Origin of the sequence: Geobacillus sp. JS12 (assembly GCF_001592395.1) — a bacterium.
Taxonomy (GTDB): domain Bacteria; phylum Bacillota; class Bacilli; order Bacillales; family Anoxybacillaceae; genus Geobacillus; species Geobacillus zalihae.
Window position 1 is genome coordinate 480722 of the sequence record NZ_CP014749.1, and the last position, 26655, is coordinate 507376.

The 26655-nt window shown below is 53.0% G+C and carries 25 protein-coding genes and 2 pseudogenes; 18 read left to right on the forward strand and 9 right to left on the reverse strand.

Annotated elements, in window-relative coordinates:
- Nucleotides 1-106: 106 nt before the first annotated feature.
- Nucleotides 107-241 (reverse strand): hypothetical protein, encoded by a 135-nt coding sequence (locus tag A0V43_RS20765; protein WP_014195339.1) that lies wholly within the window; start codon nucleotides 239-241, stop codon nucleotides 107-109.
- Nucleotides 242-423: 182 nt separating this feature from the next.
- On the opposite strand from A0V43_RS20765, the gene A0V43_RS02455 reads away from it, so the two are divergent.
- Complete coding sequence (locus tag A0V43_RS02455) at nucleotides 424-1200, forward strand: Cof-type HAD-IIB family hydrolase (protein WP_063192307.1); 777 nt, start codon at nucleotides 424-426, stop codon at nucleotides 1198-1200.
- 52 nt (nucleotides 1201-1252) lie between these two features.
- On the opposite strand, the gene def is transcribed toward A0V43_RS02455, so the two are convergent.
- Nucleotides 1253-1807 (reverse strand): peptide deformylase, encoded by a 555-nt coding sequence (gene def, locus A0V43_RS02460; RefSeq protein ID WP_011230557.1) that lies wholly within the window; start codon nucleotides 1805-1807, stop codon nucleotides 1253-1255.
- A gap of 527 nt (nucleotides 1808-2334) precedes the next feature.
- Between def and pdhA the strand changes: the two genes are divergently transcribed.
- From pdhA to A0V43_RS02485, 5 genes are all read left to right on the forward strand, one after another.
- Nucleotides 2335-3444, forward strand: a complete 1110-nt coding sequence (pdhA, locus tag A0V43_RS02465) for a pyruvate dehydrogenase (acetyl-transferring) E1 component subunit alpha (RefSeq protein WP_013523311.1) — start codon at nucleotides 2335-2337, stop codon at nucleotides 3442-3444.
- Nucleotides 3445-3447: 3 nt separating this feature from the next.
- Complete coding sequence (gene pdhB, locus A0V43_RS02470) at nucleotides 3448-4425, forward strand: pyruvate dehydrogenase complex E1 component subunit beta (RefSeq protein WP_011230559.1); 978 nt, start codon at nucleotides 3448-3450, stop codon at nucleotides 4423-4425.
- A gap of 72 nt (nucleotides 4426-4497) precedes the next feature.
- Nucleotides 4498-5802, forward strand: a complete 1305-nt coding sequence (locus A0V43_RS02475) for a dihydrolipoamide acetyltransferase family protein (protein ID WP_063192308.1) — start codon at nucleotides 4498-4500, stop codon at nucleotides 5800-5802.
- Between the two features lie 4 nt (nucleotides 5803-5806).
- A complete protein-coding gene (gene lpdA, locus A0V43_RS02480; protein WP_013145896.1) occupies nucleotides 5807-7219 on the forward strand; it encodes a dihydrolipoyl dehydrogenase in 1413 nt (470 codons plus the stop codon).
- Between the two features lie 262 nt (nucleotides 7220-7481).
- A complete protein-coding gene (locus A0V43_RS02485) occupies nucleotides 7482-7724 on the forward strand; it encodes a hypothetical protein (RefSeq protein WP_011230562.1) in 243 nt (80 codons plus the stop codon).
- A 25-nt stretch (nucleotides 7725-7749) separates the two neighbouring features.
- Here the strand turns inward: A0V43_RS02485 and A0V43_RS02490 are convergent, their stop codons facing one another.
- Nucleotides 7750-8130 carry a DUF1885 family protein gene (locus A0V43_RS02490; protein WP_013145895.1) on the reverse strand — a complete coding sequence of 127 codons (381 nt, stop codon included), beginning with the start codon at nucleotides 8128-8130 and terminating at the stop codon, nucleotides 7750-7752.
- Between the two features lie 198 nt (nucleotides 8131-8328).
- Here A0V43_RS02490 and A0V43_RS02495 point away from each other — a divergent pair, with 198 nt between their 5' ends.
- Nucleotides 8329-8454: a GapA-binding peptide SR1P gene (locus tag A0V43_RS02495; RefSeq protein WP_063192309.1), complete on the forward strand. Its 126-nt coding sequence runs from the start codon at nucleotides 8329-8331 to the stop codon at nucleotides 8452-8454.
- Nucleotides 8455-8568: 114 nt separating this feature from the next.
- Here the strand turns inward: A0V43_RS02495 and A0V43_RS02500 are convergent, their stop codons facing one another.
- Complete coding sequence (locus A0V43_RS02500; RefSeq protein WP_063192310.1) at nucleotides 8569-10041, reverse strand: aminotransferase class I/II-fold pyridoxal phosphate-dependent enzyme; 1473 nt, start codon at nucleotides 10039-10041, stop codon at nucleotides 8569-8571.
- Between the two features lie 157 nt (nucleotides 10042-10198).
- Between A0V43_RS02500 and A0V43_RS02505 the strand changes: the two are divergent.
- The 3 genes and pseudogenes from A0V43_RS02505 to A0V43_RS02515 all read left to right on the forward strand — a co-directional run bounded on the left by A0V43_RS02505 (nucleotide 10199) and on the right by A0V43_RS02515 (nucleotide 12505).
- Nucleotides 10199-11157, forward strand: a pseudogene (locus tag A0V43_RS02505) (NAD(P)H-dependent flavin oxidoreductase).
- Nucleotides 11158-11389: 232 nt separating this feature from the next.
- Nucleotides 11390-11605, forward strand: a complete 216-nt coding sequence (locus A0V43_RS02510) for a hypothetical protein (protein WP_013145893.1) — start codon at nucleotides 11390-11392, stop codon at nucleotides 11603-11605.
- 105 nt (nucleotides 11606-11710) lie between these two features.
- Nucleotides 11711-12505: an inositol monophosphatase family protein gene (locus A0V43_RS02515; RefSeq protein ID WP_013523314.1), complete on the forward strand. Its 795-nt coding sequence runs from the start codon at nucleotides 11711-11713 to the stop codon at nucleotides 12503-12505.
- A gap of 50 nt (nucleotides 12506-12555) precedes the next feature.
- Here the strand turns inward: A0V43_RS02515 and A0V43_RS19680 are convergent, their stop codons facing one another.
- A complete protein-coding gene (locus tag A0V43_RS19680; protein ID WP_014195347.1) occupies nucleotides 12556-12726 on the reverse strand; it encodes a DUF5325 family protein in 171 nt (56 codons plus the stop codon).
- A 518-nt stretch (nucleotides 12727-13244) separates the two neighbouring features.
- Between A0V43_RS19680 and typA the strand changes: the two genes are divergently transcribed.
- The 3 genes from typA to A0V43_RS02530 all read left to right on the forward strand — a co-directional run bounded on the left by typA (nucleotide 13245) and on the right by A0V43_RS02530 (nucleotide 15766).
- Nucleotides 13245-15089 carry a translational GTPase TypA gene (gene typA, locus A0V43_RS02520; protein WP_063192311.1) on the forward strand — a complete coding sequence of 615 codons (1845 nt, stop codon included), beginning with the start codon at nucleotides 13245-13247 and terminating at the stop codon, nucleotides 15087-15089.
- Nucleotides 15090-15179: 90 nt separating this feature from the next.
- A complete protein-coding gene (locus A0V43_RS02525; protein WP_011230571.1) occupies nucleotides 15180-15488 on the forward strand; it encodes a YlaH-like family protein in 309 nt (102 codons plus the stop codon).
- Nucleotides 15485-15766, forward strand: coding sequence for a hypothetical protein (locus A0V43_RS02530; protein WP_013145888.1), 282 nt, complete (start codon nucleotides 15485-15487; stop codon nucleotides 15764-15766). The genes A0V43_RS02525 and A0V43_RS02530 overlap by 4 nt, the downstream gene beginning before the upstream one ends.
- A gap of 60 nt (nucleotides 15767-15826) precedes the next feature.
- Here A0V43_RS02530 and A0V43_RS02535 read toward each other — a convergent pair whose 3' ends face one another.
- Complete coding sequence (locus A0V43_RS02535; protein WP_013145887.1) at nucleotides 15827-16027, reverse strand: YlaI family protein; 201 nt, start codon at nucleotides 16025-16027, stop codon at nucleotides 15827-15829.
- 161 nt (nucleotides 16028-16188) lie between these two features.
- On the reverse strand, nucleotides 16189-16788 hold the full coding sequence (locus A0V43_RS02540) for a YhcN/YlaJ family sporulation lipoprotein (protein WP_063192312.1): 600 nt from the start codon (nucleotides 16786-16788) through the stop codon (nucleotides 16189-16191).
- Between the two features lie 133 nt (nucleotides 16789-16921).
- Here A0V43_RS02540 and A0V43_RS02545 point away from each other — a divergent pair, with 133 nt between their 5' ends.
- Nucleotides 16922-18253, forward strand: a complete 1332-nt coding sequence (locus tag A0V43_RS02545) for a PhoH family protein (protein WP_011230575.1) — start codon at nucleotides 16922-16924, stop codon at nucleotides 18251-18253.
- A 190-nt stretch (nucleotides 18254-18443) separates the two neighbouring features.
- Here A0V43_RS02545 and A0V43_RS02550 read toward each other — a convergent pair whose 3' ends face one another.
- Nucleotides 18444-18950, reverse strand: coding sequence for a molybdopterin-binding protein (locus A0V43_RS02550; protein WP_063192313.1), 507 nt, complete (start codon nucleotides 18948-18950; stop codon nucleotides 18444-18446).
- Nucleotides 18951-19112: 162 nt separating this feature from the next.
- Here A0V43_RS02550 and A0V43_RS02555 point away from each other — a divergent pair, with 162 nt between their 5' ends.
- The 3 genes and pseudogenes from A0V43_RS02555 to pyc all read left to right on the forward strand — a co-directional run bounded on the left by A0V43_RS02555 (nucleotide 19113) and on the right by pyc (nucleotide 24239).
- The gene (locus tag A0V43_RS02555) at nucleotides 19113-19400 is read left to right on the forward strand and encodes an Fpa/YlaN family protein (RefSeq protein WP_013145884.1); all 288 of its coding nucleotides are present in this window, start codon (nucleotides 19113-19115) and stop codon (nucleotides 19398-19400) included.
- A 122-nt stretch (nucleotides 19401-19522) separates the two neighbouring features.
- A complete protein-coding gene (gene ftsW / locus A0V43_RS02560; protein WP_013523316.1) occupies nucleotides 19523-20734 on the forward strand; it encodes a putative lipid II flippase FtsW in 1212 nt (403 codons plus the stop codon).
- Between the two features lie 62 nt (nucleotides 20735-20796).
- Nucleotides 20797-24239, forward strand: a pseudogene (gene pyc / locus A0V43_RS02565) (pyruvate carboxylase).
- 75 nt (nucleotides 24240-24314) lie between these two features.
- On the opposite strand, the gene A0V43_RS02570 reads toward pyc, so the two are convergent.
- On the reverse strand, nucleotides 24315-25268 hold the full coding sequence (locus A0V43_RS02570) for a COX15/CtaA family protein (protein ID WP_013523318.1): 954 nt from the start codon (nucleotides 25266-25268) through the stop codon (nucleotides 24315-24317).
- A gap of 380 nt (nucleotides 25269-25648) precedes the next feature.
- On the opposite strand from A0V43_RS02570, the gene cyoE reads away from it, so the two are divergent.
- On the forward strand, nucleotides 25649-26578 hold the full coding sequence (gene cyoE, locus A0V43_RS02575; protein WP_063193787.1) for a heme o synthase: 930 nt from the start codon (nucleotides 25649-25651) through the stop codon (nucleotides 26576-26578).
- Nucleotides 26579-26655: the final 77 nt, after the last annotated feature.

Consider the following 26655-nt stretch of genomic DNA (forward strand, 5'->3'; position numbering starts at 1 on the left):
TTATATAAGAATGTAACGTTCTTTTCATGTATTTTGTTGCCAAAAGCAAAAAACAGGCGTGAGATGTGCCGACGATATGCATCATCTTTGACGAATGTTGCCCGCTTTATTCGCCAAAGTGGGAAAGAAGCCCTTCGAATGGAAGGGCTGTTGTTGTAACGGTCAGGCGATCAATTTTTTCCGGAGCAGGTCTTTCCACTGTTGAAGCAGCTTTTTTTTCAGCTTTTTCAACATGTTTCATCACTCCTTACCTTTTATTGTACTCATTTTGCGGTGAAAGTAAATGTTCTATTCTATATGATATGTAGGCGGAGGTTTGTTTTTCATGGGTAAAAATGGAACAGATCGTGCCTCTTGGTTGACATTCCGGGCGTTTTTCAGTACGGTAAACAATGAACAATTTTTTTACAAGGGGAAGTGAACGTGGGCAGAAAAATCGTCTTTTTCGACATCGACGGCACGCTTCTTGATGAGCAAAAGCAGCTGCCGACATCAACGATCGAAGCGGTTCGCCGCCTGAAGCAGTCGGGCGTTTATGTCGCCATCGCCACCGGACGCGCTCCGTTTATGTTTGAGCATGTGCGCAAACAGCTTGGCATCGATTCGTTCGTCAGTTTCAACGGCCAATACGTCGTTTTTGAAGGGAATGTGCTATACAAGCAGCCGCTCCGGCGCGAGAAAGTCAGGGCGCTGACGGAGGAAGCCCACAAAAACGGCCATCCGCTCGTCTTTATGGATGCGGAGAAAATGAGAGCGAGCATCAGCGACCATCCGCACATCCACGTCAGCATGGCGAGCCTAAAATTCGCCCACCCGCCTGTCGACCCTCTTTATTATGAGAACAAAGACATTTACCAAGCGCTTCTGTTTTGCCGCGCCGAGGAAGAAGAACCGTATGTGCGCAACTATCCCGAATTTCGCTTCGTCCGTTGGCACGACGTCTCGACGGATGTGCTGCCGGCAGGGGGCTCGAAGGCGGAAGGCATCCGCATGATGATCGAAAAGCTCGGGATCGATAAGAAGGATGTGTACGCGTTCGGCGATGGATTGAATGATATTGAAATGCTGTCGTTTGTCGGAACCGGGGTGGCGATGGGCAACGCCCATGAGGAAGTGAAAAGGGTCGCCGACTTCGTTACGAAGCCGGTCGATAAGGAAGGCATTTGGTACGGATTGAAACAGCTGCAGCTCATCCGATAAAAAGCGGCCTTGGCCTTTTCGGCGAGGCCGCTCGCCATTGACAGCGGGCTTTTTAGCGCCCGATTGGAATCGCTCCGTCCGGCACTTGAAACGGGTCATCGGGGTTGATGCGGTCATAGAACATAATGCCGTTTAAATGATCGATTTCATGTTGGAAGACGATGGCCGGCAACCCTTTTAAGCGCAGTGTGACTTCTTCGCCGTCGATCGTCGTCCCAGTGACCGTGATGCGGGCATAGCGCGGCACATACCCCGGCACGTCGCGGTCGACCGACAGGCAGCCTTCCCCGGTCGTCAAGTAACATTGCTGGACGGAATGGCTGACGATTTTCGGATTGAACAAGGCGTAGCTGTACAGCGTCCCGTTTTCATCGGTGACATGGACGGCGATCATCCGCTTTGAGACGTTGATTTGCGGGGCGGCAAGGCCAATGCCGGGCCGCAGGCCGTATTTCGCTGCCAGCTCCGGGTCTTGGCTCATTTTCACGTAGTCAAGCAAGCTTTGCAAAATGCGCTTATCTTCCTCTGAAGGCGGCAACGGAACGGGTTCGGCGATTTTCCGCAATGTCGGATGCCCCTCTTTGATGATGTCCTTCATCGTGATCATTCGCTTCGTTCACTCCCTACGTTTGGCATCGCTGTCTATCGTTTAGTCTAACAAAATGAGCATCGATCGTAAATAAAAACGCAACCGCACGAATATATTATTCGAGTATAAGGAAAACAATAAGACAAATTCGAGAAAACGTTTTCATTATCTTGTCAAGCCACTGTGTGTTTTGTATTTTGTGAAAATATAATACAGGACTCATACAGATGGTGAGGGATGTAATATAACAGTTTGCGGGCGGAATATTACCAATTCCAATTTCACCCAAAAGATAAAACGAAAAAACATGAGAAATCAAAGTCGTTGACGGTTGATCCAAGAACGTGTAAACTAAAACTTGTAAATGCGTATTGTACTAATTCAATCTTGAAAAATAGTGAAACAGATTTCGGCGCCTTTGTTGCTTGCGTTGGCGCCGGATGGCGGCCGTTTTTTATTTCTCTTTCATTTTGGGTACATTAATAGTATATGGGTGAATGTATTCTCATTTCTAAAATTTCTCATGAAAGGCAGAGGTGGATGACATGGGTGTGAAAACCTCCCAGTTTCGATTTGCGGAGCAGCTCGAGAAAGTAGCCGAGCAGTTCCCGACGTTTCAAATTTTGAATGAAGAAGGCGAAATCGTCAACGAAGAGGCGATGCCGGAGTTAAGCGATGAGCAGCTGAAAGAGCTGATGCGCCGCATGGTGTATACGCGCATCCTCGACCAGCGCTCCATTTCGTTGAACCGCCAAGGCCGACTCGGGTTTTACGCGCCGACCGCCGGGCAAGAAGCGAGCCAAATCGCCAGCCATTTTGCGCTTGAGAAAGAAGATTTCATTTTGCCGGGATATCGCGACGTTCCGCAAATCATTTGGCACGGGCTTCCGCTTTATCAAGCGTTTTTGTTCTCGCGCGGCCACTTTCATGGCAATCAAATTCCTGAAGGCGTCAACGTCTTGCCGCCGCAAATTATTATCGGGGCTCAATACATTCAAGCGGCCGGCGTGGCGCTCGGTTTGAAAATGCGAGGCAAAAAGGCGGTGGCCATTACATATACCGGCGATGGGGGCACATCGCAAGGCGACTTTTATGAAGGGATCAACTTCGCGGGGGCGTTTAAGGCACCGGCCATCTTTGTTGTGCAAAACAACCGCTTTGCCATCTCGACGCCAGTGGAGAAGCAAACGGTCGCCAAAACATTGGCGCAAAAAGCGGTCGCTGCCGGCATTCCGGGCATTCAAGTCGACGGCATGGATCCGCTTGCGGTCTACGCCGCGGTGAAAGCAGCCCGCGAACGCGCCATTAACGGCGAAGGGCCGACGCTCATCGAAACGCTTTGCTTCCGCTACGGTCCGCACACGATGTCCGGCGACGATCCGACGCGCTATCGTTCGAAAGAACTCGAAAACGAATGGGCGAAAAAAGACCCGCTTGTCCGCTTCCGCAAGTTTTTAGAAGCGAAAGGTTTATGGAGCGAAGAGGAAGAAAACCGCGTCATCGAGCAGGCGAAAGAGGACATCAAGGAAGCGATCAAAAAAGCGGACGAAACGCCGAAACAAAAAGTGACCGACTTAATCAGCATCATGTTCGAAGAGCTGCCGGCGAACTTAAAAGAGCAGTATGAAATTTATAAAGAGAAGGAGTCGAAGTAAGCCATGGCGCAAATGACAATGGTTCAAGCGATCACCGATGCGCTGCGCATCGAGATGAGAAACGATCCGAACGTGCTGGTGTTTGGCGAAGACGTTGGGGTCAACGGCGGCGTATTCCGGGTGACCGAAGGGCTGCAAGCTGAGTTTGGCGAAGAACGTGTGTTTGATACGCCGCTGGCCGAATCGGGGATTGGCGGTTTGGCGATCGGCTTGGCTTTGCAAGGGTTTCGCCCGGTGCCGGAAATTCAGTTTTTCGGGTTCGTCTATGAGGCGATGGATGCGATTTGCGGACAAATGGCGCGCATCCGCTACCGCACTGGCGGCCGCTACCATGTTCCGATTACGATTCGTTCGCCGTTTGGGGGCGGCGTCCATACGCCAGAATTGCACTCAGACAGCTTAGAAGGACTCGTCGCCCAACAGCCGGGCTTGAAAGTCGTCATCCCGTCGACGCCGTATGATGCGAAAGGATTGCTCATCTCGGCGATCCGCGACAACGACCCGGTTATTTTCCTTGAGCATTTGAAACTGTACCGTTCGTTCCGACAAGAGGTGCCGGAAGGAGAGTACACAATTCCGATCGGCAAAGCAGACATTAAGCGTGAAGGGAAAGACATTACGATTATCGCGTACGGGGCCATGGTGCATGAATCGTTAAAGGCGGCGGCAGAATTAGAGAAAGAAGGCATTTCTGCCGAAGTCGTCGACTTGCGCACCGTGCAGCCGCTCGATATTGAGACGATCATTGGTTCGGTCGAAAAAACGGGCCGCGCCATCGTCGTTCAAGAAGCGCAACGGCAAGCCGGCATCGCCGCCAACGTCGTTGCTGAAATTAACGAGCGCGCGATTTTAAGCCTTGAGGCGCCTGTATTGCGCGTCGCCGCGCCGGATACCGTCTATCCGTTCGCTCAAGCAGAATCGGTGTGGCTGCCGAACTTTAAAGACGTGATCGAGACGGCGAAAAAAGTGATCAACTTCTAATTTGGACAAGTCCGGGGGAGCGAAGCGCCTTCCCCCACTCATTTTCGGCAAACGATAGGAGGTCGACCTACAGTGGCATTTGAATTTAAGCTGCCGGACATTGGCGAAGGAATTCACGAAGGCGAGATCGTCAAATGGTTCGTCAAGCCGGGCGATGAAGTGAACGAAGACGACGTGTTGTGCGAAGTGCAAAACGACAAAGCGGTCGTCGAGATCCCATCTCCTGTCAAAGGGAAAGTGCTTGAGATTCTCGTCCCGGAAGGAACGGTGGCGACGGTTGGGCAAACGCTCATTACGCTCGATGCGCCGGGCTATGAAAACATGACGTTTAAAGGACAAGAACACGAAGAAGTGAAAAAAGAGGAAAAAGCGGAAACGGTGTCGAAAAAGGAAATGGTTGAGACCGCTGCTCCGAGCGCACCGGCAGCTGAAGCGGAGGCTGACCCGAACCGCCGCGTCATCGCCATGCCGTCTGTGCGCAAATATGCGCGTGAAAAAGGCGTCGATATCCGCCTCATCCAAGGCACGGGGAAAAACGGCCGCATTTTGAAAGAAGATATTGATGCCTTCCTCGCCGGCGGCGCGAAAGCCGCGGCTGAGCCGACGCCGCAAGCGGCGGAAGAGAAGGCATCGCCGCAAGCGCCAGCGGCGAAACCGGTTGTGCCGGAAGGCGAATTCCCGGAAACGCGCGAGAAAATGAGCGGCATCCGTCGGGCGATCGCCAAGGCCATGGTGCATTCGAAACATACGGCCCCGCACGTGACGCTGATGGACGAAGCCGATGTGACGAAGCTTGTTGCTCACCGAAAAAAATTCAAGGCCATTGCCGCGGAAAAAGGCATCAAGCTGACGTTCTTGCCGTATGTCGTCAAAGCGCTTGTTTCCGCGTTGCGTGAATATCCGGTGCTGAATACATCGATCGACGATGCGACGGAGGAAATTATTCATAAGCATTACTACAACATCGGCATCGCCGCTGATACGGATCGAGGGTTGCTCGTGCCGGTCATTAAACATGCCGACCGGAAGCCGATTTTCGCGCTGGCGAAGGAAATCAACGAACTCGCTGAAAAAGCGCGCGAAGGCAAACTGATGCCAAACGAAATGAAAGGCGCATCGTGCACGATCACGAACATCGGCTCAGCCGGCGGGCAATGGTTTACGCCGGTCATCAACCATCCGGAAGTGGTGATTCTTGGCATCGGCCGCATTGCCGAAAAACCGATCGTCCGCGACGGTGAAATTGTCGCTGCTCCGGTCTTGGCGCTCTCGCTCAGCTTTGACCATCGGATGATCGACGGAGCGACAGCGCAAAAAGCGCTCAACCATATCAAGCAGCTGTTAAGTGATCCAGAATTATTATTAATGGAGGCGTAAAACGATGGTAGTTGGCGATTTTGCAATTGAAACAGAAACGCTCGTCGTTGGCGCCGGCCCTGGCGGCTATGTCGCCGCCATCCGCGCCGCACAGCTCGGCCAAAAAGTGACGATTGTGGAAAAAGGAAATTTGGGCGGCGTCTGCTTAAATGTCGGGTGCATCCCGTCCAAGGCGCTCATCTCGGCAAGCCATCGCTACGAGCAGGCGAAACATTCCGACGAGATGGGCATCAAGGCGGAAAACGTCACGGTTGATTTCTCGAAAGTGCAAGAATGGAAAGCGAGCATCGTCAAAAAATTGACGGGCGGCGTCGAAGGACTTCTCAAAGGCAACAAAGTTGACATTGTCAAAGGGGAAGCGTACTTCGTCGACGCCAATACGGTGCGCGTGGTCAACGGCGACAGCGCGCAGACGTATACGTTTAAAAACGCGATTCTGGCCACCGGTTCGCGTCCGATCGAGCTGCCGAACTTCAAGTTTTCCGGCCGCATTCTCGACTCGACCGGTGCGCTCAACCTCGGGGAAATCCCGAAATCGCTCGTTGTCATCGGCGGCGGCTACATCGGCATCGAACTCGGTACGGCTTACGCCAATTTTGGTGCGAAAGTGACGATTCTGGAAGGGGCTGGTGAGATTTTATCCGGCTTTGAAAAGCAAATGGTGTCCATCATTAAGCGCCGTCTGAAGAACAAAGGGGTCGAAGTTGTGACGAATGCGCTCGCAAAAGGAGCCGAAGAGCGTGCAGACGGCGTGACGGTCACGTATGAGGCGAACGGCGAAACGAAAACGATCGACGCCGACTATGTGTTGGTGACGGTCGGCCGCCGACCGAATACAGATGAACTTGGTCTTGAACAAATCGGCATCAAAATGACGAACCGCGGCTTGATTGAAGTGGACCAACAATGCCGGACAAGCGTGCCGAACATTTTCGCCATCGGCGACATCGTTCCAGGCCCGGCGCTTGCTCATAAAGCGTCGTATGAAGGGAAAGTGGCGGCGGAAGCCATCGCCGGCCATCCGTCGGTAGTGGATTACATCGCCATTCCGGCTGTGGTCTTCTCCGATCCGGAATGCGCCTCGGTCGGCTACTTTGAACAACAGGCGAAAGAGGAAGGCATCGACGTCATTACGGCGAAATTCCCGTTTGCCGCCAATGGCCGCGCTCTGTCGCTCAACGATACGGACGGTTTCCTGAAGCTTGTCGTCCGCAAAGAAGACGGCGTTGTGATTGGAGCGCAAATCATCGGCCCGAACGCCTCGGATATGATCGCCGAGCTTGGGCTGGCCATTGAAGCCGGCATGACGGCGGAAGATATCGCCTTGACGATTCACGCCCATCCGACGCTTGGCGAAATCGCCATGGAAGCGGCGGAAGTGGCGCTTGGCACGCCGATTCATATCATTGCGAAGTAACGGAAAACGAAGGTGCCCCAAACACAGCGGGGCACCTTTTTCCTGCGGTGCAATAAGCAGGGAACATCATCCAGAAGCAAGATGATGGGCAGAAAAGAAATGAATCTGCGGCGGCAGCTGTATGTTCGCCTGTTGCTGCGCTCGGTCGACAGTCTTTTGTCCAAAGAAGCGGCCTGGTCCATTTCTTGTCCAATTTCCCATACTATTTTCCGCTCTCGCCTCATATCGTTATGGTAAAGAACAAGCGGGAGATGGAGTTGAAATGAAAGCTTACGTTGCATTTTTGATGCAGATGATGATTTGGAGCAGTTTCTCATTGATCGAGTGGCTGTCAGGAAGAGACCGCCTGTTTTTCCGCGGGCTGATGCTGTGCATCTTTATGTACATCGCGTTTTTGCTGGCCCGCCAGCTCGGCTTGGCGACGCGCAAGGCGGCGCTGACGACGATTGGGACGGCGGCGGTGTACTTTGCCGGTCAGCATGTCATTTGGCAGGCCGTTCAATAAAAAACAGCGGTCGAATGCCCGCTGTTTACGCGCTGCCAAACACCATCGTCCGGCCGCTGAACAAGTGCAGTTCACCGCCGAGCGTTTTCGCCAGCCATTTGCTGAATTCATTGGCCTTCCCTTTATCCCCATGCGTCGCCCCCGGCGGCAGTGCGATGTCAATGAATGTCTCTTCTCCAGCTGTTCGCACGGAAATCGCCATCCCTTTGTACAAACGGCCGTCGCCTTGCAAGTAGAGAACGGATTCGTGTATGCGGACCGTATACGGGAAAGCGGCCTGTTCGTACGCCCAACCAAGCTGTTCCCCTGTCTTTTTGAGCGCCATCTGGTAGCGCTCGAGCAGCTGTTTGACGTCCTCGATGGTCATCGTTTTCCCCGCAGGCAGCTTTAGATCGGTGTTCATCATTCCTTCCCCTCCCACCATTTCCATTGCGTCTTTATCCTTATTGTACCATATGTTGGCGGACAATAAATGGAAAAAGAGCGGTTTCAAAAAAGTTCTTTTTTTATTAAATGTGATATACAAATTAGGATTGACAATTTAAATGTGATATATTATTATGAAATCAACAAGCGGATTTATCATCACAAAGGGGTTTTGGGGATGGGCACGATCGTATGTCAAACGTGTGATGCGACGATTGCGTATTTCGAAGATGAAAAAGTGACAACGCTTTATGGGAAATGTGATGGCTGCGAGCATGACAATGAGGGCGGAGAAAAAGAATAAAACGGTCAAACCGATGGGGGAAAGGAACGGATAGAGGCGCGCATGTCGACAAGTCACATGCGCGCCGTTTATTTTTGGCAAACAAGCACAAGCCAGGCAAACCGGCTTGTGCGGTCAGCGGATCGGTTTATATTCCTTAATGACACGCAACGTCTGCAGCGTGTCGTCTTCCGGCCCTTGGACAGGGAGGCCGGCAGCCAAGTTCGTCTCAATATACTTCAAGTTTTCTTCCGTGATGATTTCGCCTGGAATAAAAATTGGAATGCCAGGCGGATACACCATCACAAATTCGGCGATGATTCGGCCGGCCGATTCGTGAAACGGCACGACTTCCGTTTCGGCGTAAAACGCATCGCGCGGCGTCAAGGCTAAGGCCGGGATGTCCGGAAGGAGCACTTTCGGCTTGATCCCTTTCTCTGCCTGATGGCTGAACTGCTTCGACAAGCGGCGGAGCGCTTCAACGAGCAGGCTCGCCTCCCGTTCGGTATCGCCCGGGGTGATGATGCACAAAATGTTGTATAAATCGGAAAGCTCGACTTCAATGTTGTACGCTTCGCGCAGCCACCGTTCGACGTCATGGCCGGTCAGCCCGAGCTCTTTAACCGAAACGATGAGTTTTGTCGGATCGTAGTCGTACGTTGCTTCCGTGCCTAAAATCTCTTCGCCGACGCAGTACAAATATGGAATCTCGTTGATTTGCCGGCGCGTCCAGTCGGCGAGTCGAATGGCTTTGTCGATGAGTTCACGCCCTTTCGTCGCCAACTGTTTGCGGGCGACATCAAGCGAAGCGAGCAACAAGTACGACGTTGAAGTCGTCGTCAGCATGCTTAAAATCGCCTGCACGTGTTTCGCGGAGACGAGTCCTTCGCGCACATTCAAAATCGAGCTTTGCGTCAGCGATCCGCCGAGCTTATGGACGCTTGTCGCCGCCATATCGGCGCCCGCTTGCATCGCTGAGAGCGGCAAGTCCTCATGAAAATGAATGTGCACGCCGTGCGCTTCGTCGACAAGCACCGGAACGTTGTACGAGTGGGCGATATCGACGATTTTTTTCAAATCGCCGGCAATGCCAAAGTACGTCGGGTTGATGACGAGCACCCCTTTGGCGTCCGGGTGCTGGCGGAGCGCTTTTTCCACTGCTTGCGGCGTAATGCCATGGGAAATGCCAAGCTCCTTGTCGATTTCGGGATGAATGAAAATCGGCGTCGCTCCAGAAAAGACAATGGCCGACATGACCGATTTATGGACGTTGCGCGGCACGATGATTTTATCGCCCGGCCCGGCGACCGACATGACCATCGTCATGATGGCGCCGCTCGTTCCTTGCACGGAAAAAAACGTATAATCGGCGCCGAACGCTTCGGCAGCGAGCTCCTGCGCCCGTTTGATCATCCCTTTTGGATGGTGCAAGTCATCGAGCGGGCTGATGTTGATTAAATCAATCGCCAAGGCGTTGTCTCCGATGAAAGCGCGAAACTCCGGATCCATGCCGGCCCCTTTTTTATGGCCGGGAATGTGAAATTGAACCGGATTTTTTTTCATATGCTCCAACAAACCGGTAAACAATGGTGTCTCGAGTTGCGACAATGGTTTTTCACACCTCTTTATCTCGAGGATAAAACAAGTGCATTATAGCATGGATTTTTCCGTTTGCAAAGAAGAAATGAATGGACGCTGAAAAAGGAAAACAGCGGTTCAAGAGAGAAATAAAAGAAAGACAAAGCAAAAAGGGGGCGTTATCGAAATGAAATGGAGAACGAGGGTGACAGAGCTGCTCGGCATTACATATCCGATCATTCAAGGGGGCTCGCTTACTTGGCGTACGCTGATTTGGCCGCAGCGGTCTCGAACGCCGGTGGGCTCGGACAAATTACGGCGATGTCTCTCGATGGACCGGAGCAACTGCGCGAGGAAATCCGCAAGGTGAAGGAAAAAACGGATCGGCCGTTCGGCGTCAATTTCGCCATTGGCCAGCACGGCCGCCCGTTTGCTCATATGCTTGAAGCAGCGCTTGATGAGGGGGTGCCGGTCGTTTCGGTCACCGGCGGCAATCCGGCGCCGTTTTTTGAACAATTGAAAGGAACGAACGTGAAAAAGCTCGTGCTCGTTGCCGCCGTCCGCCAGGCAGTGAAAGCAGAGGAGCTCGGTGCTGATGCGGTGATGGTCGTCGGTCAGGAAGGGGGCGGGCATCTCGGCAAATACGATACTGGCACGTTCGTCCTTATTCCGAAAGTCGTTGACTCCGTATCGATTCCGGTCATCGCCTCGGGCGGCATCGCCGATGGACGCGGGTTGATGGCGGCATTGGCGCTTGGAGCGGAAGGGATTGAGATGGGAACGCGGTTTATCGCCACGAAAGAATGCGTTCATGCTCATCCAGCATATAAAGAAATGATTCTCAACGCCACCGAAAACGATACGGTCATCATTAAACGGTCGCTCGGGGCGCCAGGGCGGGTGCTGGCCAACGCCTGGGCGGAAAAAATATTGGAAATCGAGCGCCAAGGCGGTACGTATGATGATTTAAAAGAATATATTAGCGGAGAAGCGAACCGGCGCTTCATTTACGAAGGAAAGGTGGACGAAGGATTCGCTTGGGTCGGGCAGGCGATCGGGCTCATTCACGATGTTCCGTCCGTCGCTGAGTTGTTTGCCCGCATGATGGAAGAGGCGGAACAAATTCGGCGCCGTTGGGCAAACTAACGGTGGAGGTGGAACAATGGGTTATTCCTATCCATTTTCCTACGACTGGTCAACACAAGAAATCATTGATGGTCATAGTTCCCCTGGGATTATCGCTGTGGTATCATTCGAGCCACAACGGAAGCGCGGTAGGTAAACGCACAAATTAGTTGCATACACCCCTTTTTCCACATAATATAATATAAAACAAAATGAAGCAGCACATTCGTGACGGGCGCCGGAAGTTTAGCGGATGATCGAGAAAGGGGTGCGGACGAATATGAAAAAAACCGCCAATTCGCTGAAGCGACCAGATGGAGACAAACGCATGGCGGTGTTGCGGCTCGAACTCGATTACGAACTAGCGACGCTGTACGAGGCCATGATGGAAAACGATGAAGAAAAGAAAAAAGAGTGCAAACGGCGGCTTGAAAAGCTGCGCCAAGAACTGATGCGCCTTCAAGTATGATTCTGATTCAAGGCGAACCATCTTTCCGGTTCGTTTTTTTCTTGAGCGGTGTCCGCCCCCGTTCCGGTTGCGATCTATACATAACCGAAGGCAGGAGGAATCAATATGGCAGAAAAATGGGAAGAAATCGACCGATACGCCCGGCAATGGATCGACGAAGCAGGAAAGCGCATCCGCGCCTCGTTTGCCAAACAGCTGACGGTGGAAGCGAAAGAGAACCCGAACGACTTAGTGACGAACGTTGACCGCGCCATTGAGCAGTTTTTCGCCGAGCACATCCGCCGCCAGTTCCCTAGCCACCGCCTGTTGGGGGAAGAAGGATTTGGCGACCGGATCGATGCCTTGGACGGCGTTGTTTGGGTGATTGACCCGATCGACGGCACGATGAATTTCGTTCATCAGCGGCGCCATTTTGCTGTATCGATCGGCATTTTTGAAGATGGCATCGGGCAGCTCGGCTACGTGTATGACGTCGTGTTTGACGAACTGTATGCGGCGCAAAAAGGGCGGGGGGTGTTTTTGAACGGGGAGCCGCTCGGCCTCCTGCAGCCCGCGCCAGTGGCGGAGTCGATCATCGCCATCAACGGGACATGGCTCATGGAAAACAAGCGCCTCGACCATCGCCCGCTCATGAGGCTGGCGAAAGAGGCGCGCGGCACGCGTTCGTATGGTTCAGCGGCGCTTGAGCTCGCGTATGTTGCCGCCGGCCGTTTGGACGCCTACATTTCGCCGCGCCTGTCGCCGTGGGATTTCGCCGGCGGGATGATTTTGATTGAAGAAGCGGGCGGAATGGTGACGACCCTTGACGGGAAGCCGCTGGATCTGCTTGGCCGCAATTCGGTGCTTGCTGCGAAACCTGGGGTGCACGAAGAAATTTTGCGGCGCTATCTTCACGATTGATGAGGCGCGAAATCGCGAAAATGGGACAAGCATCCAGCTTGTCCCGTTTTTCAACGCGTCCGTTTTTTATGGGCGAACCCGGCGCCCATGGCGGCGATCAAGATGACCGTGGAAGCGGCGATGCCGATCAAACTTTGCTCGGCGATGAAGACGCCGATCGCCATGATGGCGGCGACGGCAAGAATGGCGAGCAACAGCGGTACAGGCTCGATCCGTTTCATCCTATTTCGCGCAGGAGACTCCCACTTCAACGACCAAAGGGAGTAAGTGGGAGAGGAATGCGCGTTCCCCTTTCTTTTGTGTATGATAGAATAAAGGCATGGAGAAAACCGTTCAATAAAGGCACTCCAATAGCTGCTGCTCGATGTATGGAGTTGGTTGCAGGAAACGTTGCAACGTAAAACATCGAGCGTAGGTCCGTCTGTTGTGTGTGGAAGCCAAGTACTGCCAACAGACACACCGAGAGAATCGGCAACGATGCAGGCATGACCTGCGTCGTTGGGCAGTCGTCAACCTGCCCCTGATGCAACCCCAAGTCAAGGAAGGAGGACGACGTCCGTTTGCACTTCTGGGGAGTTGCAAGCCCCCACTTCAAGCGTTCGCGAAGTGGGGGTAGTTGACTGGGTTGACTCCTTTCTGGCAAAGTGGGCGTCTTTTTCTAGTGTACAGGAAAACATGCCGATTTTCTATCGGTTGTGATATAATAGACAAGCAGTTTGCCGAACAGGAGTGACCGACATTGACGAACAAACGAATCGATCTCCGCAATATCGCGATCATCGCTCACGTCGACCATGGGAAAACGACGCTCGTTGATCAGCTGCTTCGGCAGTCAGGGACGTTCCGCGAAAACGAACAAGTCGCGGAGCGGGCGCTTGACCGCAACGATCTGGAGCGGGAGCGCGGCATTACGATTTTGGCCAAAAACACGGCTGTCTTGTATAAAGGAACGCGCATCAACATTTTGGATACGCCGGGACACGCTGATTTCGGAGGGGAAGTGGAGCGGATCATGCGCCTTGTCGACGGCGTCTTGCTTGTCGTCGATGCGTATGAAGGCTGCATGCCGCAGACGCGGTTTGTGCTCAAAAAAGCGCTTGAGCAGCAGCTTGTGCCGATCGTCGTCGTCAACAAAATCGACCGCGAATTTGCTCGGCCGGCGGAAGTCGTTGATGAGGTGCTCGACCTGTTTATCGAACTTGGTGCTTCTGAGGAGCAGCTCGAGTTTCCAGTCGTGTACACATCGGCGCTGCGCGGGACGGCAAGCCTCGATCCGGATCGCCAGGACGGTGACATGACCGCCTTGTTTGAGACGATCATCGAGCATATTCCGGCGCCGGTGGACAACCGCAACGAACCGTTGCAGTTTCAAGTGGCGCTGCTCGACTATAATGAATATGTCGGACGCATCGGCATCGGCCGCATTTTCCGCGGCACGATGAAAACAGGACAGCAAGTCGCTCTTTTAAAGCGCGACGGTGCCGTCAAGATGTTTCGTGTCACGAAGCTGTTTGGTTTTATTGGGTTGAAGCGGATTGAGATTGAAGAAGCGCACGCTGGCGACATCGTCGCGGTCGCCGGGATGGAGGACATCAATGTCGGTGAAACGGTTTGCCCGCCCGATCATCAAGAGCCGCTGCCGCCGCTTCGCATCGATGAGCCGACGCTCAAAATGACGTTTCTCGTCAACAACAGCCCGTTTGCGGGGCGCGAAGGCAAATACGTGACGGCGAGAAAGCTGGAGGAGCGGCTTCGCACCCAGCTGGAGACGGATGTCAGTCTGCGCGTTGAGCCGACCGAGTCGCCGGATGCGTGGATTGTCTCCGGCCGTGGGGAGCTTCATTTGGCGATTTTGATTGAAAGCATGCGCCGCGAAGGATACGAACTGCAAGTATCGAAGCCGGAAGTCATTCTAAAAGAGATTGACGGTGTCACGTGCGAGCCGATCGAGCGGGTCGTCATGGACATCCCGGAGGAATATACGGGAGCGATCATGGAGTCGCTCGGCAGCCGCAAGGGCGAGCTCGTCGATATGGTGCACGGCGACAACGGGCAAGTGCGTCTCGTCTTCCTTGTGCCGTCGCGTGGCTTGATCGGCTATCGGAGTGAATTTATGTCGTTGACGCGCGGATATGGAATTTTAAACCATTCGTTTGACCATTATGCCCCTGTGCAGCCTGGCGCAATTGGCGGCCGCCGCCAAGGGGTGCTCGTCTCGATGGAAACCGGAAAGGCGACGGCTTACAGCATCATGCAACTTGAGGATCGCGGCACCATTTTTGTTGAGCCGGGCACTGAGGTGTACGAAGGGATGATCGTCGGCGAGCATAACCGCGAAAACGACTTGGTCGTCAACATTTGCCGCGAAAAACATGTCACCAACATGCGTTCATCGACGAAAGAACAGACGGTGACGATGAAAAAGCCGCGTCTGTTGACGCTTGAAGAAGCGCTCGAGTATTTGAATGATGATGAATATTGTGAAGTGACGCCAGCCTCGATCCGGTTGCGCAAAAAAATCTTGAATAAAAGCGAGCGTGAAAAGGCGGAGAAGAAAAAGAAAGCGGTTGAGCAGGCGAAATAGCCGGAAGCGCCATGCGCGCGTCTTTGGTTTGCGAACAATCGAAAACGCCTTGGAGAAGGGCGTTATTAGGATGAACGGGAGGGGAATGGTGTGAATGTGCTCGAACGGCTCACGTTTTTCGCCTCGCTTTATAAGGTGCACGATCATCCCGAGCGCGGTATGTGGCTATTGTATGTGACAGTGTTGTTGCTTGCTGCGCTTGTGTATCGACTCGGTTTTGCCCGCCGCCTGCCGCTGTTGAAAAACGTCATCATTTACGTTTTGCTGGCGCTTGGCTGCACGGTTTTGACCTTTTTTGCTGTCTTTTTGCCGGTGGCAGAAGGATTGGCCGTCGCCGCCCTCGTATTAATCATTTATAAAGTGCGCCTGAAGCAGGCGAAAGAGGGAGAAAAGTCATGAAATCCGTGCAGGATGCCCTTTATAACTGGCTGACGATCCACATCGTCGCCAAAGCCCGTCCGCACGATGCGGCGGCGCGCGATACGGCCTCGTTTTTCCGCGCCATCTTGGAAAACGACTTTGGTGTGACGGCCGTAGACGCCGTCAAAGATGAAACGAATGGGCAATACATCGTCGAATATGTGCGCGGCGGGGAAACAAGGGCGGCGTGTTTCCCGCTTGAGCTGGCTGAGGCGATGTGGCGGCAGATCGAAGCCGAACCGGAAAAGTATGGATGATGACAACCAAAAAGGCGCGGAAAAGCGATCGCTCTTCCGCACCGTTTTTTTTTTGCGGGATCACCAATCATCGTCTGCGCGGCGGCCGCGATAGAAGCGGAACTTTCCTGTTGCCAGCCGCTGTTTCGTTTTTTCGGTGATGCGGTCGTGGCATTCGCGGCACATGTACGTGTGGATCGGACGGTTGCGCAACCGCTTGGCGAGCGGCGATTCATCGTCGATCGTATCGATTTGGTCGCAAAGCACGCATTTGACTCTCATTGTTCACCTCAATACATCCAAACGCGAAATGGTAGAGTGTTCTTTCGTTCCCATTATACCACATTTCCCGCCATCGTTTGTTGATTCAAATGCATTTCACTCCCGCTTTCCTCGGAAATGAGCCGCGCTTTCTGTTCCATTATAACCCACACAGAAACCGTTTATCGATGTAAATGTTCATTCGATTGCTTGTTTTGCTGTTCGTTCAGTTGCCGCTCCTCCCGTTCGTTCAGCTGTCCGTCATTTTCTTCGGTCGGCTTCGGCGTCGTTTCAAATAGGTCGCTTGGCACTTCCGGCATCACTCGTCCGACGATGTCGGCGATTTCGTTCATGAACGCTTGCACCGGCCTCCCCTCATCGATTTGCCGGCCGATGTTGCGCACGCGGGTGTAAAGATCTGGGTCAGCGACAATAATAGCGTTCGCACCGTACGGATCTTTTTGCAATGCTTCGGCGACGGAATATTTGATGGTGCCGACGCGTGAGGCATCCATATTGGCGCCGACGTCAATGCCGACGATGGCGTATTTGCCGACGACGAGCGCAGCGGCATTGTGAACGTTTGGAACACGGTCGGCGATTTCTGCAAGCCGGCGGGCGATCTCTTGCCCGGATTTGTTCTCGACGCGTTCATCGACCGTATTTTTGACGCGCACGAGTGAACGATTGGGCTCGTTCGCTTCATGATCGTTTCCAAACGTGCAGCCGCTGAAAATCAAAAGGGGAAGGAAGAAAACGGCGAGCCAGCAGTTTCTCTTCATAATGGGCCACCTCGACTTTTTTTCTTTAGTTTGCAAATGTCCTTCTATCTTTATACATGTTTTCATATGTTGTATTACAGCCATTCCCATCCAACGGAAAAACGTGAAAAACTCACATGGGGGGAAGCGGAATTTGGGAAAAAAAATTTACGTGCTCGATACGAACGTGCTGTTGCAAGATCCGTATTCGATTTTCGCGTTTGAGGATAATGAGGTCGTCATTCCAGCGGTCGTGCTTGAGGAAGTGGATTCGAAAAAGCGGTATATGGATGAAATTGGTAGAAATGCCCGCCAAGTGTCAAAGCTCATCGACCGTCTGCGCGAAAACGGCAAGCTGCATGAAAAAATTCCGCTTGAAAACGGAGGGGCGCTGCGCATTGAGTTGAACCATCGTTCGTTTCATCAACTGCAAGAAATTTTTGTCGAAAAAACAAATGACAACCGCATTCTGGCGGTGGCGAAAAATTTATCGCTTGAAGAGCAGGCGAAGGAAGATGGACGCTCCGTCATTTTGGTGAGCAAAGATGCGCTCGTGCGCGTCAAAGCGGATGCCATCGGGCTGCAGGCAGAAGACTTTTTAAGCGACCGCGTCGTTGATGTCGACCATATTTACAGCGGATTTTTGGAGCTGTACATAGGAAAGGACCACCTACAGCGGTTTTACGACAAAGGGGAGCTCGTGCTCGCCGATATCGCCGACCACCCGTTTTATCCGAACCAGTTCATTATTATGAAAGACGCGTTTGGCAGCTCGGCGTCAGCGATTGGCATTGTCGACCAAAACGGCAAAAAAGTGAAAAAGCTCATCTTCCATCACGAACATATATGGGGCATTCGCCCGCGCAACGTGCAGCAGACGATGGCGTTTGAGCTTCTCATGCGCGACGACATTCCGCTTGTGACGCTAATCGGCAAAGCCGGAACGGGCAAGACGCTGCTTGCCCTTGCCGCGGGGTTGATGCAAACGGAAGATTTGCGCACATACAAAAAATTGCTCGTCGCTCGGCCGATTGTGCCGATGGGGAAAGATCTCGGCTTTCTGCCGGGGGAAAAGGAAGAAAAGCTGCGCCCGTGGATGCAGCCGATTTTTGACAACTTGGAATACTTGTTCAACACGAAAAAACCGGGGGAGCTCGATGCGATTTTAGCCGGCATGAGCTCGATTGAAGTGGAGGCGCTCACGTACATCCGCGGCCGGAGCCTGCCGGAGCAGTTTATCATCATTGATGAGGCGCAAAATTTAACGAAGCATGAAGTGAAGACGATTTTGACGCGCGTCGGGGAGAAAAGCAAAATCATTTTAATGGGCGATCCGGAACAGATCGACCATCCGTATTTGGATGAATATAACAACGGGTTGACGTACGTCGTCGAAAAGTTTAAAGACCAAAAAATCGCCGGTCATATCCGGCTCGTCAAAGGGGAGCGTTCGGCGCTCGCCCAGCTTGCCGCTGATTTGCTGTAGCTAGGCGTTCCTCAGAGCATCCGCCGTTAAAGAACGGGTGCCATGCCAGGCGCGCGGCCCGCCGCCGCGAACGTTTCGAAAGGCGCCCGCCGCCTGGGGCGCTGCGGAAAACATCTAGGTTCCAAGCGCTTGAGGCGGTTGAAGGCGTCAAAACCTCAAACACCGGGCCGCCCCTTCATGGGGCGCCCGGTCATCGGACGACGAGCCGACGCACATGAGTAATCGGCGCCTCACGGTTGGAGCCGTCGCCAAAATAAATGTGCACCGGACCGTCGTCGCGTAGCGGTTTTCCGTTTTGGGAAAAAGCGAAAATCAGGTCGTACGCCTTTTCCAGAGGGATCACGGTTTCTCCATGTTCCGTCTCAATGACAAGTCTAGACGCGTCTTCATGCGGCTCAGCGTTTCGCAAAAATGGGGCGAACGGCATGCCGAACGAGCCGGTGATGATTTTCTCCTTCAAAAAGCGCCGCTCCGTTTTCAACGTCGGCGGAAAAACCGCGCCCTCTTGAATTTCCCGGTCCCAAAATGCCGACAGCTTTTTGATTTCCTCGTCCTCTTGCTCCGCTTCCGTCGGCTGTGGAGCCGGCTCCGAAAAATACGCATCCATGTCCACTTTCCGGTCGTCGAAAATCCAGACGCCGGGGTCAAGCGTGATCGTAAACTTCACCTTTCCTGTCAGCACAATAATATCGTTCATGAAACACCTCTCCTCTGCATGTTCCCACCATTTTTAGTATAATAATAACGAAAGAGCTTGTCATGTTCCAGGCCGGGTTGCTGTCAACGGTTTCAACTTGCAAAATGGCTTGTTTCACGTTAAGATGTAAAGAAGGATAGGGGAGAGAACGGAGGGATCGATGTGACGGACGAATCGATGAGCTATCGGGAGAAGGCGTACGCGCTTTTACAAGCGGATGCAGAGAAAATCATCCAACTCATCCGCGTGCAAATGGACCATTTGACGATGCCGCAATGTCCGGTGTATGAAGAAGTGCTTGACACGCAAATGTTCGGTTTGTCACGGGAAATTGATTTTGCAGTGCGCCTCGGGCTTGTGGAAGCGAAAGACGGAAAAGCGCTCCTTGACCGGCTTGAGCGCGAACTTTCCGCGTTGCACGAGGCCGTGGCCAAAAAGCGCGTGCGATAAGCATATAAGGCAACTCAAACGATTGGCGCGCCATCGTTTGAGTTTTTCTGTTTTTCGGCAGGAAAACAGCGCGCCGCTGCGAATGATTTTAAGTACATACATGTTCACAGGGAAGAGGAACGATGGAACGACAATTATGGAAAAAAGTATTGAAGTGCTATGATTATCCGCTGATCGCCGCGGTCATCATGCTGTCGTTGTTCGGATTGATTATGGTGTACAGCTCGAGCATGGTCACCGCCGTCATCCGCTTTGAAGTGCCAAGCGACTATTTTTACGAGCGGCAAAAACTGTGGCTGATTGCCGGATTCATCGCGTTCGCCATTATGATGGCGATTCCGTATAAAGTGTGGCGGGCGGAGCGATGGGTGAAACTCGTCTTTTTTGCTTCTCCATTGATGCTGATCGCCGTCGCTTTTCTCGGCCATACGGCCAACAACGCAACAAGCTGGTTTCGCGTCGGGGCGCTTTCGATCCAACCGGCGGAGCTCGCGAAGCTCGGTCTGATTTTATACTTGGCCGCAGCGTTCGCCAACAAGCGGAAGCGGCTGGCCGAGCCGGCGAAAAGCAATTTGTTCCCCATTTATTATACATTGGTGATTTGTTTCCTGATTGCCATACAGCCTGACTTCGGAACGGCGGCGATCGTGTTTGCCATCGCGATGTGCATCATTGTTTCGTCCGGTTTGCGCCTCGTGTTGCTTCTAAAGCAGCTGCTTTTTTTTACATTGATCGGGACGGTGCTGTCACCGTTTTGGCTCCCGGTTGCGGGCAAAAAAATTTTTTCTCCTGAACGGGTATCGCGTCTTTACAGCTTTTTGGATCCCTTTCAATACGCAAACGGCGATGGCTACCAGCTCGTGAATTCGTATTTGGCGATCGGGCTTGGCGGGCTGAAAGGAGTGGGGCTTGGCAAAGGCATTCAAAAATACGGCTACCTGCCAGAGTCGCACACCGATTTTATTATGGCGGTCATCGCCGAAGAGCTCGGCTTATTTGGTGTAGCGTTCACGCTTGGGTTATTGGCGTTTATCGTGCTGCGCGGGCTTTGGATTGCCCGCCGCTCCCACGATGCGTTTGGGAGCCTGCTTGCGATCGGCATCTCCGTCATGATCGGCTTTCAAACGTTCATTAACGTTGGTGGGGTCGTTGGCCTTATTCCGATTACAGGGGTGCCGCTGCCGCTCGTCAGCTATGGGGGAACGTCGCTTGTCCTGACCATGGCTTCGCTCGGTCTTTTGGTGAACATTTCGATGTTTGCAAAGTACGAACAACGGTATAAAAAAGCGGAAAAAACGATGGTCAGCAAACAGAAAAGAGGTCTGACTTTTTAGAAAGTGTATTTACAAATCGGCAAAACTTTTATACTTTTATTAAATAAAGGAGGAGGGACAGAATGAGGACAAGACGAATTCGCAAAGTGCTGGCAGCCAACCGGGGAGAGATCGCCATTCGCGTTTTCCGCGCCTGCACGGAGCTTGATATCCGCACCGTGGCGATTTATTCGAAGGAAGACGCCGGATCGTACCACCGCTACAAAGCGGATGAGGCGTATTTAGTCGGGGAAGGGAAAAAGCCGATCGAAGCCTACTTGGACATCGAAGGCATCATTGAGATCGCCAAAGCCCACGATGTCGATGCCATCCACCCGGGTTATGGGTTTTTGTCGGAAAACATTCAATTTGCCAAACGGTGCCGCGAAGAGGGGATTATTTTCATCGGCCCGAACGAAGAACATTTGGATATGTTCGGCGATAAAGTGAAAGCGCGCCATGCGGCCATGAAGGCGGGCATTCCGGTCATCCCGGGCAGCGATGGACCGGTCGGCGGCCTTGAAGACGTCGTCCGTTTTGCTGAGACGCACGGATACCCGATCATCATTAAAGCGGCGCTTGGCGGCGGCGGCCGGGGCATGCGCATCGTCCGCTCGAAGTCGGAAGTGAAGGAAGCGTTTGAGCGGGCCAAGTCGGAAGCGAAAGCGGCGTTTGGCAGCGATGACGTTTATGTTGAAAAGCTGATCGAAAAGCCGAAGCATATTGAAGTGCAAATTTTGGGCGACCACGAAGGAAACATCGTTCACCTTTATGAACGCGACTGCTCGGTGCAGCGCCGCCATCAAAAAGTCGTGGAAGTCGCGCCGAGCGTCTCGTTGTCGGACGAGCTGCGCGAGCGCATTTGCGAGGCGGCGGTCCGGCTCATGAGAAGCGTCGGCTACGTCAACGCTGGCACGGTTGAGTTTCTCGTCTCCGGAGATGAGTTTTATTTCATCGAAGTCAATCCGCGCATTCAAGTTGAGCATACGATCACCGAAATGATCACCGGGATTGACATCGTCCAGTCGCAAATTTTAATCGCCGACGGATTTTCGCTCCACAGCCCGGAAGTCGGCATTCCAAAGCAGGAAGACATCCGCATCAACGGCTACGCCATTCAGTCGCGGGTGACGACGGAAGACCCGCTCAACAACTTTATGCCGGATACGGGAAAAATTATGGCGTACCGTTCCGGCGGCGGTTTTGGCGTGCGCTTGGACGCCGGCAATGGCTTCCAAGGGGCGGTCATTACGCCGTATTACGATTCGCTGCTCGTGAAAGTGTCGACATGGGCGTTGACGTTTGAGCAGGCGGCAAGAAAAATGCTGCGCAACTTGCGCGAATTCCGCATCCGCGGCATTAAAACGAACATTCCGTTTTTGGAAAACGTCGTTCAGCATCCGAAATTTTTGTCGGGGAATACGATACGTCATTTATCGATACGACGCCGGAATTGTTTGTATTCCCGCGCCGAAAAGACCGCGGGACGAAAATGCTTACGTACATCGGCACCGTGACGGTCAACGGCTTCCCTGGCATCGGCAAAAAGAAAAAGCCGGTGTTTGACAAACCGCGCGTGCCGAAGGTGAGCCAAACGGAACCGATCCCAGCGGGAACGAAGCAAATTTTGGATGAACGCGGACCTGAAGGGCTTGTTCGCTGGATCCAAGAGCAGCCGCGCGTGCTCTTGACCGATACGACGTTCCGTGACGCTCATCAGTCGTTGTTGGCGACCCGCGTCCGCACGATCGACTTGTTGCGGATCGCTGAGCCGACGGCGCGTTTGCTGCCCAACTTATTCTCGCTTGAGATGTGGGGCGGGGCGACGTTTGATGTGGCGTACCGCTTTTTGAAGGAGGATCCGTGGGACCGCCTCCTGAAGCTGCGCGAGCGCATTCCAAACGTGCTGTTCCAGATGCTGCTTCGGTCGGCCAACGCCGTGGGGTATAAAAACTATCCCGACAACGTCATCCGCGAGTTCGTCGACAAATCAGCGCAAGCCGGCATTGATGTGTTCCGCATTTTCGACAGCCTAAACTGGGTGAAAGGGATGACGGTGGCGATCGATGCCGTCCGGCAAAGCGGCAAAATCGCCGAGGCGGCGATTTGCTATACGGGCGATGTTTTAGACCCGAATCGGCCGAAGTACAATTTGGATTATTACAAAGCCTTGGCGAAAGAGCTCGAGCAAGCCGGAGCGCACATTTTAGGCATTAAGGATATGGCTGGTCTGTTGAAGCCGCAGGCGGCGTACGTGCTCATTTCCGCGCTTAAGGAGACGGTCAGCATTCCGATCCATTTGCATACGCACGATACGAGCGGCAACGGTATTTACACGTACGCCAAAGCGATCGAAGCCGGCGTCGATATCGTCGATGTCGCCGTCAGCTCGATGGCCGGCTTGACGTCGCAGCCGAGCGCCAATACGCTCTACTATGCCCTTGAAGGAACGGAGCGGGCGCCGGAGGTTGATATTTACGGCCTTGAGCAGTTGGCCCGCTATTGGGAAGACGTGCGCAAATTTTATCAAGAGTTTGAAAGCGGCATGAACGCGCCGCATACGGAAGTATACATGCATGAGATGCCAGGCGGCCAGTACAGCAACCTGCAGCAGCAGGCAAAAGCGGTCGGCCTCGGCGATCGGTGGGATGAAGTGAAAGAAATGTATCGCCGCGTCAACGACTTGTTCGGCGACATCGTCAAAGTGACGCCATCATCGAAAGTTGTCGGCGACATGGCGCTTTACATGGTGCAAAACAATTTGACGGAGCAAGACATTTTTGAACGCGGCGAAACGCTCAATTTCCCGGACTCGGTCGTGGAGTTTTTCGAAGGCTATTTAGGCCAGCCGCATGGCGGGTTCCCGAAAGAGTTGCAGCGCATTATTTTGAAAGGGCGCGAACCGATCACCGTTCGTCCGGGCGAGCTGCTTGAGCCGGTTGATTTTGAGCAAATCAAGCGGGAGCTGTATGACAAGCTCGGCCGCGAAGTGACCGACTTTGACGCCATTGCCTATGCGCTTTATCCGAAAGTGTTTTTGGAATATGCCGAAACGGTCGAAAAATACGGCGATATTTCCGTGCTCGATACACCGACGTTCCTGTACGGCATGCGCCTCGGCGAGGAAATTGAAGTGGAGATTGAGCGCGGGAAAACGCTCATCGTCAAACTCGTCTCCATCGGCCAGCCTCAGGCGGACGGCACACGCGTCGTTTACTTCGAGCTGAACGGCCAGCCGCGCGAAGTCATCATCCGCGATGAAAGCATCAAAGCCGCTGTCGCTGAGCGCATCAAGGCCGATCGGACGAATCCGAACCATATTGCCGCCACGATGCCGGGCACGGTTGTGAAAGTGCTCGTGGAGAAAGGGGAAAAAGTCGACAAAGGCGACCATTTGATGGTTACGGAAGCGATGAAGATGGAAACGACGGTGCAGGCGCCGTTTGCCGGCATTGTCAAAGACATTTACGTCAAAAGCGGCGATGCCATTCAAGCGGGGGATTTGCTGATCGAGCTGTCCAAATGAAACGGTCTATACCGAACAAAAAAGGGGTGCCCACGTTTTTGCGGGCATCCCTTTTTGTTTGCGGATGGATGGCCGTCATTTCAACGTGGCCGGCGCCGTTTCCCCAGCTGAATGGTCGGCGGCTTTTACCGGCGCGCGGCGGGTGCGGAGCGCCAAAAGCAATAAATAGCTGAGCACACCGAACAGGCAGGAAATGAAAAAGGCATGCGCCAAGGCAATGTATAAATTCAGCTGCGTAAAAACGACAAGCGCTCCGGTTGTCATTTGCGCGAGCACGAGCAAAAGAGCGATGAGCCATCCGTAGTAGATGACCGGCTGTTCGCGATAATGGCGCACGGCGTGTATGGCGGCAGCAGCGATCCAAATGATGATGACAAGAGCGGCCAATCGATGACCCATCTGCACCCATTCATGAAACTGAACCGGGAGGAGGCGCGTTTTCGCGCAAAGCGGCCAGCTCGGACAAGCAAGGCTGGCGTTCGTATGGCGCACGAGCGCCCCGGTGTAGACGACGATGTATGAGTATATGGTGATGCCGTAAATATGAAACCGCATTTTGCCGTCAAGCGAAAGGGAAGCGGCGGAAAACGTTTTGTCGATTTCAAAAATCAATAGCGTCAACAGCAACACAGCGGCAAACGAAATGAGCGAAATGCCGAAATGCAAGGCGAGGACGAAATCGGACTGCCCCCACACGACCGCGGCGGCGCCGATCAGCCCTTGCAAGACGAGAAAGACAAACGATATGACAGCTAAAAACTTCGTCTCCCGCACATGGCCAATGGCTCTCCACGACCAGATGGAAAGGATGAGCACCATGATGCCGGCAAGGCCGGAAACGAGTCGATGGCTCAGCTCGATGATGAGCTCAGGCGTAATGTGATCCGGCACCCATTGGCCGTTGCACAGCGGCCATGATCGGCCGCACCCCATGCCGGATCCGGTTTTGGTCACAAGCGCTCCGCCAATTAAAACAAACAACATTGCCAACGTGGTTGCCGAGGCAAACCATTTGAGTGAACGTTGCAAAATCTTCACCTTCTTGTATTGAGAAACTGTGATTTTGTCCATATTAGTAAAGTGATGGATTTTATTGCAGCCAACCGTGCTGCCAAGCCAAATCTATTTTACACGATGGCGGCCGGAAACACAAAATGACGTTTGCATATTGAATAAGTCGATTAAGTTTGCTAGAAATATTAATGGGACAAGCGAATGAGCCGTTTTGGGTGCGCGCATTCAAAAATTTGACACAAATTATTCAAAAAAAGTTCACATGATGAGGAAAAAATGTGATTTAATATAAAGAGGAAACAGCCCGTTTTTGCTATTTGGCGTTGGAAAGAATTTCAGGCAACATCACGGCGCCGGCCGGGCAAGGAGCGGCGCAGCGAGGAGGAACAGGAGACATGGCCGAATTGAAAGCGGTGCACCAGGATGCGGCCGATGCCGGTCATCGCTCGCATGTGAGCGTTAAGGCAGTTTGGAGAGAGTTGTCGTCTGTTGTGAAAATCGGAATCGTCAATTCCAATTTGATTACGACGTTCGCCGGAATGTGGCTGGCGTTTTATTTTACTGGGGAACACTTTTTGGAGAACCTGCATCTTGTCTTTTTCACACTGTTTGGAGCAGCGCTTGTCATTGCGGGTTCATGCGCCATCAACAACTACATTGACCGCGACATTGATCAATATATGGAGCGAACGAAAGCACGCCCGACCGTCACCGGGACGATGGATCCGCGGCGGGTGCTTTGGCTTGGGATTGGTCTTGTCGCAATCGGCGAGATGAGCTTGCTTATGACAACGGTTACGGCTGCCGTCGTTGGATTGATCGGTATGGTGACGTACGTCTTTTTATACACGCTTTGGACGAAGCGCCATTACACGATCAACACCGTTGTCGGCAGCATTTCCGGCGCGGTGCCGCCGGTGATCGGCTGGACGGCGGTTGATCCGGATTTCCATATTGTTCCGTTCATCCTGTTTTTAATCATGTTTTTGTGGCAGCCGCCGCACTTTTTGGCGTTGGCGATGAAGCGATGCGAAGAATACCGCGCAGCCGGCATCCCGATGCTGCCGGTCGTCCATGGATTCGCCATGACGAAGCGGCAAATCATCGTTTGGGTGGCATGTTTGCTGCCGTTGCCGTTTTACTTGTTCTCGCTTGGCGTTCCATTTTTAGTCGTGGCCACGCTGCTCAATGTCGGCTGGCTGCTGCTGGGATTGGCGGGGTTGAAAATGAAAGATGACATCAAATGGGCGAAGTGGATGTTCGTCTATTCGCTCAACTATTTGACCATTTTGTTCGTGGCAATGGTCATCGCGACGCTTTGGTGAATTAGATAAAATTCTTTCTTTAGTGAAAGAATTTATATATATCCATCACATCAAAGAAAGAAAGAGGGGTTTGATTA

Excerpts from the sequence above, each read along its gene's own strand:
- A0V43_RS02510 (WP_013145893.1), top strand. The coding sequence starts at position 11,390 with ATGATCGAGAAAGGGGTGCGGACGAATATGAAAAAAACCGCCAATTCG.
- A0V43_RS02485 (WP_011230562.1), top strand. The coding sequence starts at position 7,482 with ATGAAAGCTTACGTTGCATTTTTGATGCAGATGATGATTTGGAGCAGT.
- pdhA (WP_013523311.1), top strand. The coding sequence starts at position 2,335 with ATGGGTGTGAAAACCTCCCAGTTTCGATTTGCGGAGCAGCTCGAGAAA.
- A0V43_RS02540 (WP_063192312.1), bottom strand. The coding sequence starts at position 16,788 with ATGAAGAGAAACTGCTGGCTCGCCGTTTTCTTCCTTCCCCTTTTGATT.
- A0V43_RS02535 (WP_013145887.1), bottom strand. The coding sequence starts at position 16,027 with ATGAGAGTCAAATGCGTGCTTTGCGACCAAATCGATACGATCGACGAT.
- A0V43_RS02530 (WP_013145888.1), top strand. The coding sequence starts at position 15,485 with ATGAAATCCGTGCAGGATGCCCTTTATAACTGGCTGACGATCCACATC.
- def (WP_011230557.1), bottom strand. The coding sequence starts at position 1,807 with ATGATCACGATGAAGGACATCATCAAAGAGGGGCATCCGACATTGCGG.
- A0V43_RS02490 (WP_013145895.1), bottom strand. The coding sequence starts at position 8,130 with ATGATGAACACCGATCTAAAGCTGCCTGCGGGGAAAACGATGACCATC.
- ftsW (WP_013523316.1), top strand. The coding sequence starts at position 19,523 with ATGGAACGACAATTATGGAAAAAAGTATTGAAGTGCTATGATTATCCG.
- lpdA (WP_013145896.1), top strand. The coding sequence starts at position 5,807 with ATGGTAGTTGGCGATTTTGCAATTGAAACAGAAACGCTCGTCGTTGGC.
- A0V43_RS02550 (WP_063192313.1), bottom strand. The coding sequence starts at position 18,950 with ATGAACGATATTATTGTGCTGACAGGAAAGGTGAAGTTTACGATCACG.
- pdhB (WP_011230559.1), top strand. The coding sequence starts at position 3,448 with ATGGCGCAAATGACAATGGTTCAAGCGATCACCGATGCGCTGCGCATC.
- A0V43_RS20765 (WP_014195339.1), bottom strand. The coding sequence starts at position 241 with ATGAAACATGTTGAAAAAGCTGAAAAAAAAGCTGCTTCAACAGTGGAA.
- cyoE (WP_063193787.1), top strand. The coding sequence starts at position 25,649 with ATGGCCGAATTGAAAGCGGTGCACCAGGATGCGGCCGATGCCGGTCAT.
- A0V43_RS02495 (WP_063192309.1), top strand. The coding sequence starts at position 8,329 with ATGGGCACGATCGTATGTCAAACGTGTGATGCGACGATTGCGTATTTC.
- A0V43_RS19680 (WP_014195347.1), bottom strand. The coding sequence starts at position 12,726 with ATGAAACGGATCGAGCCTGTACCGCTGTTGCTCGCCATTCTTGCCGTC.
- A0V43_RS02515 (WP_013523314.1), top strand. The coding sequence starts at position 11,711 with ATGGCAGAAAAATGGGAAGAAATCGACCGATACGCCCGGCAATGGATC.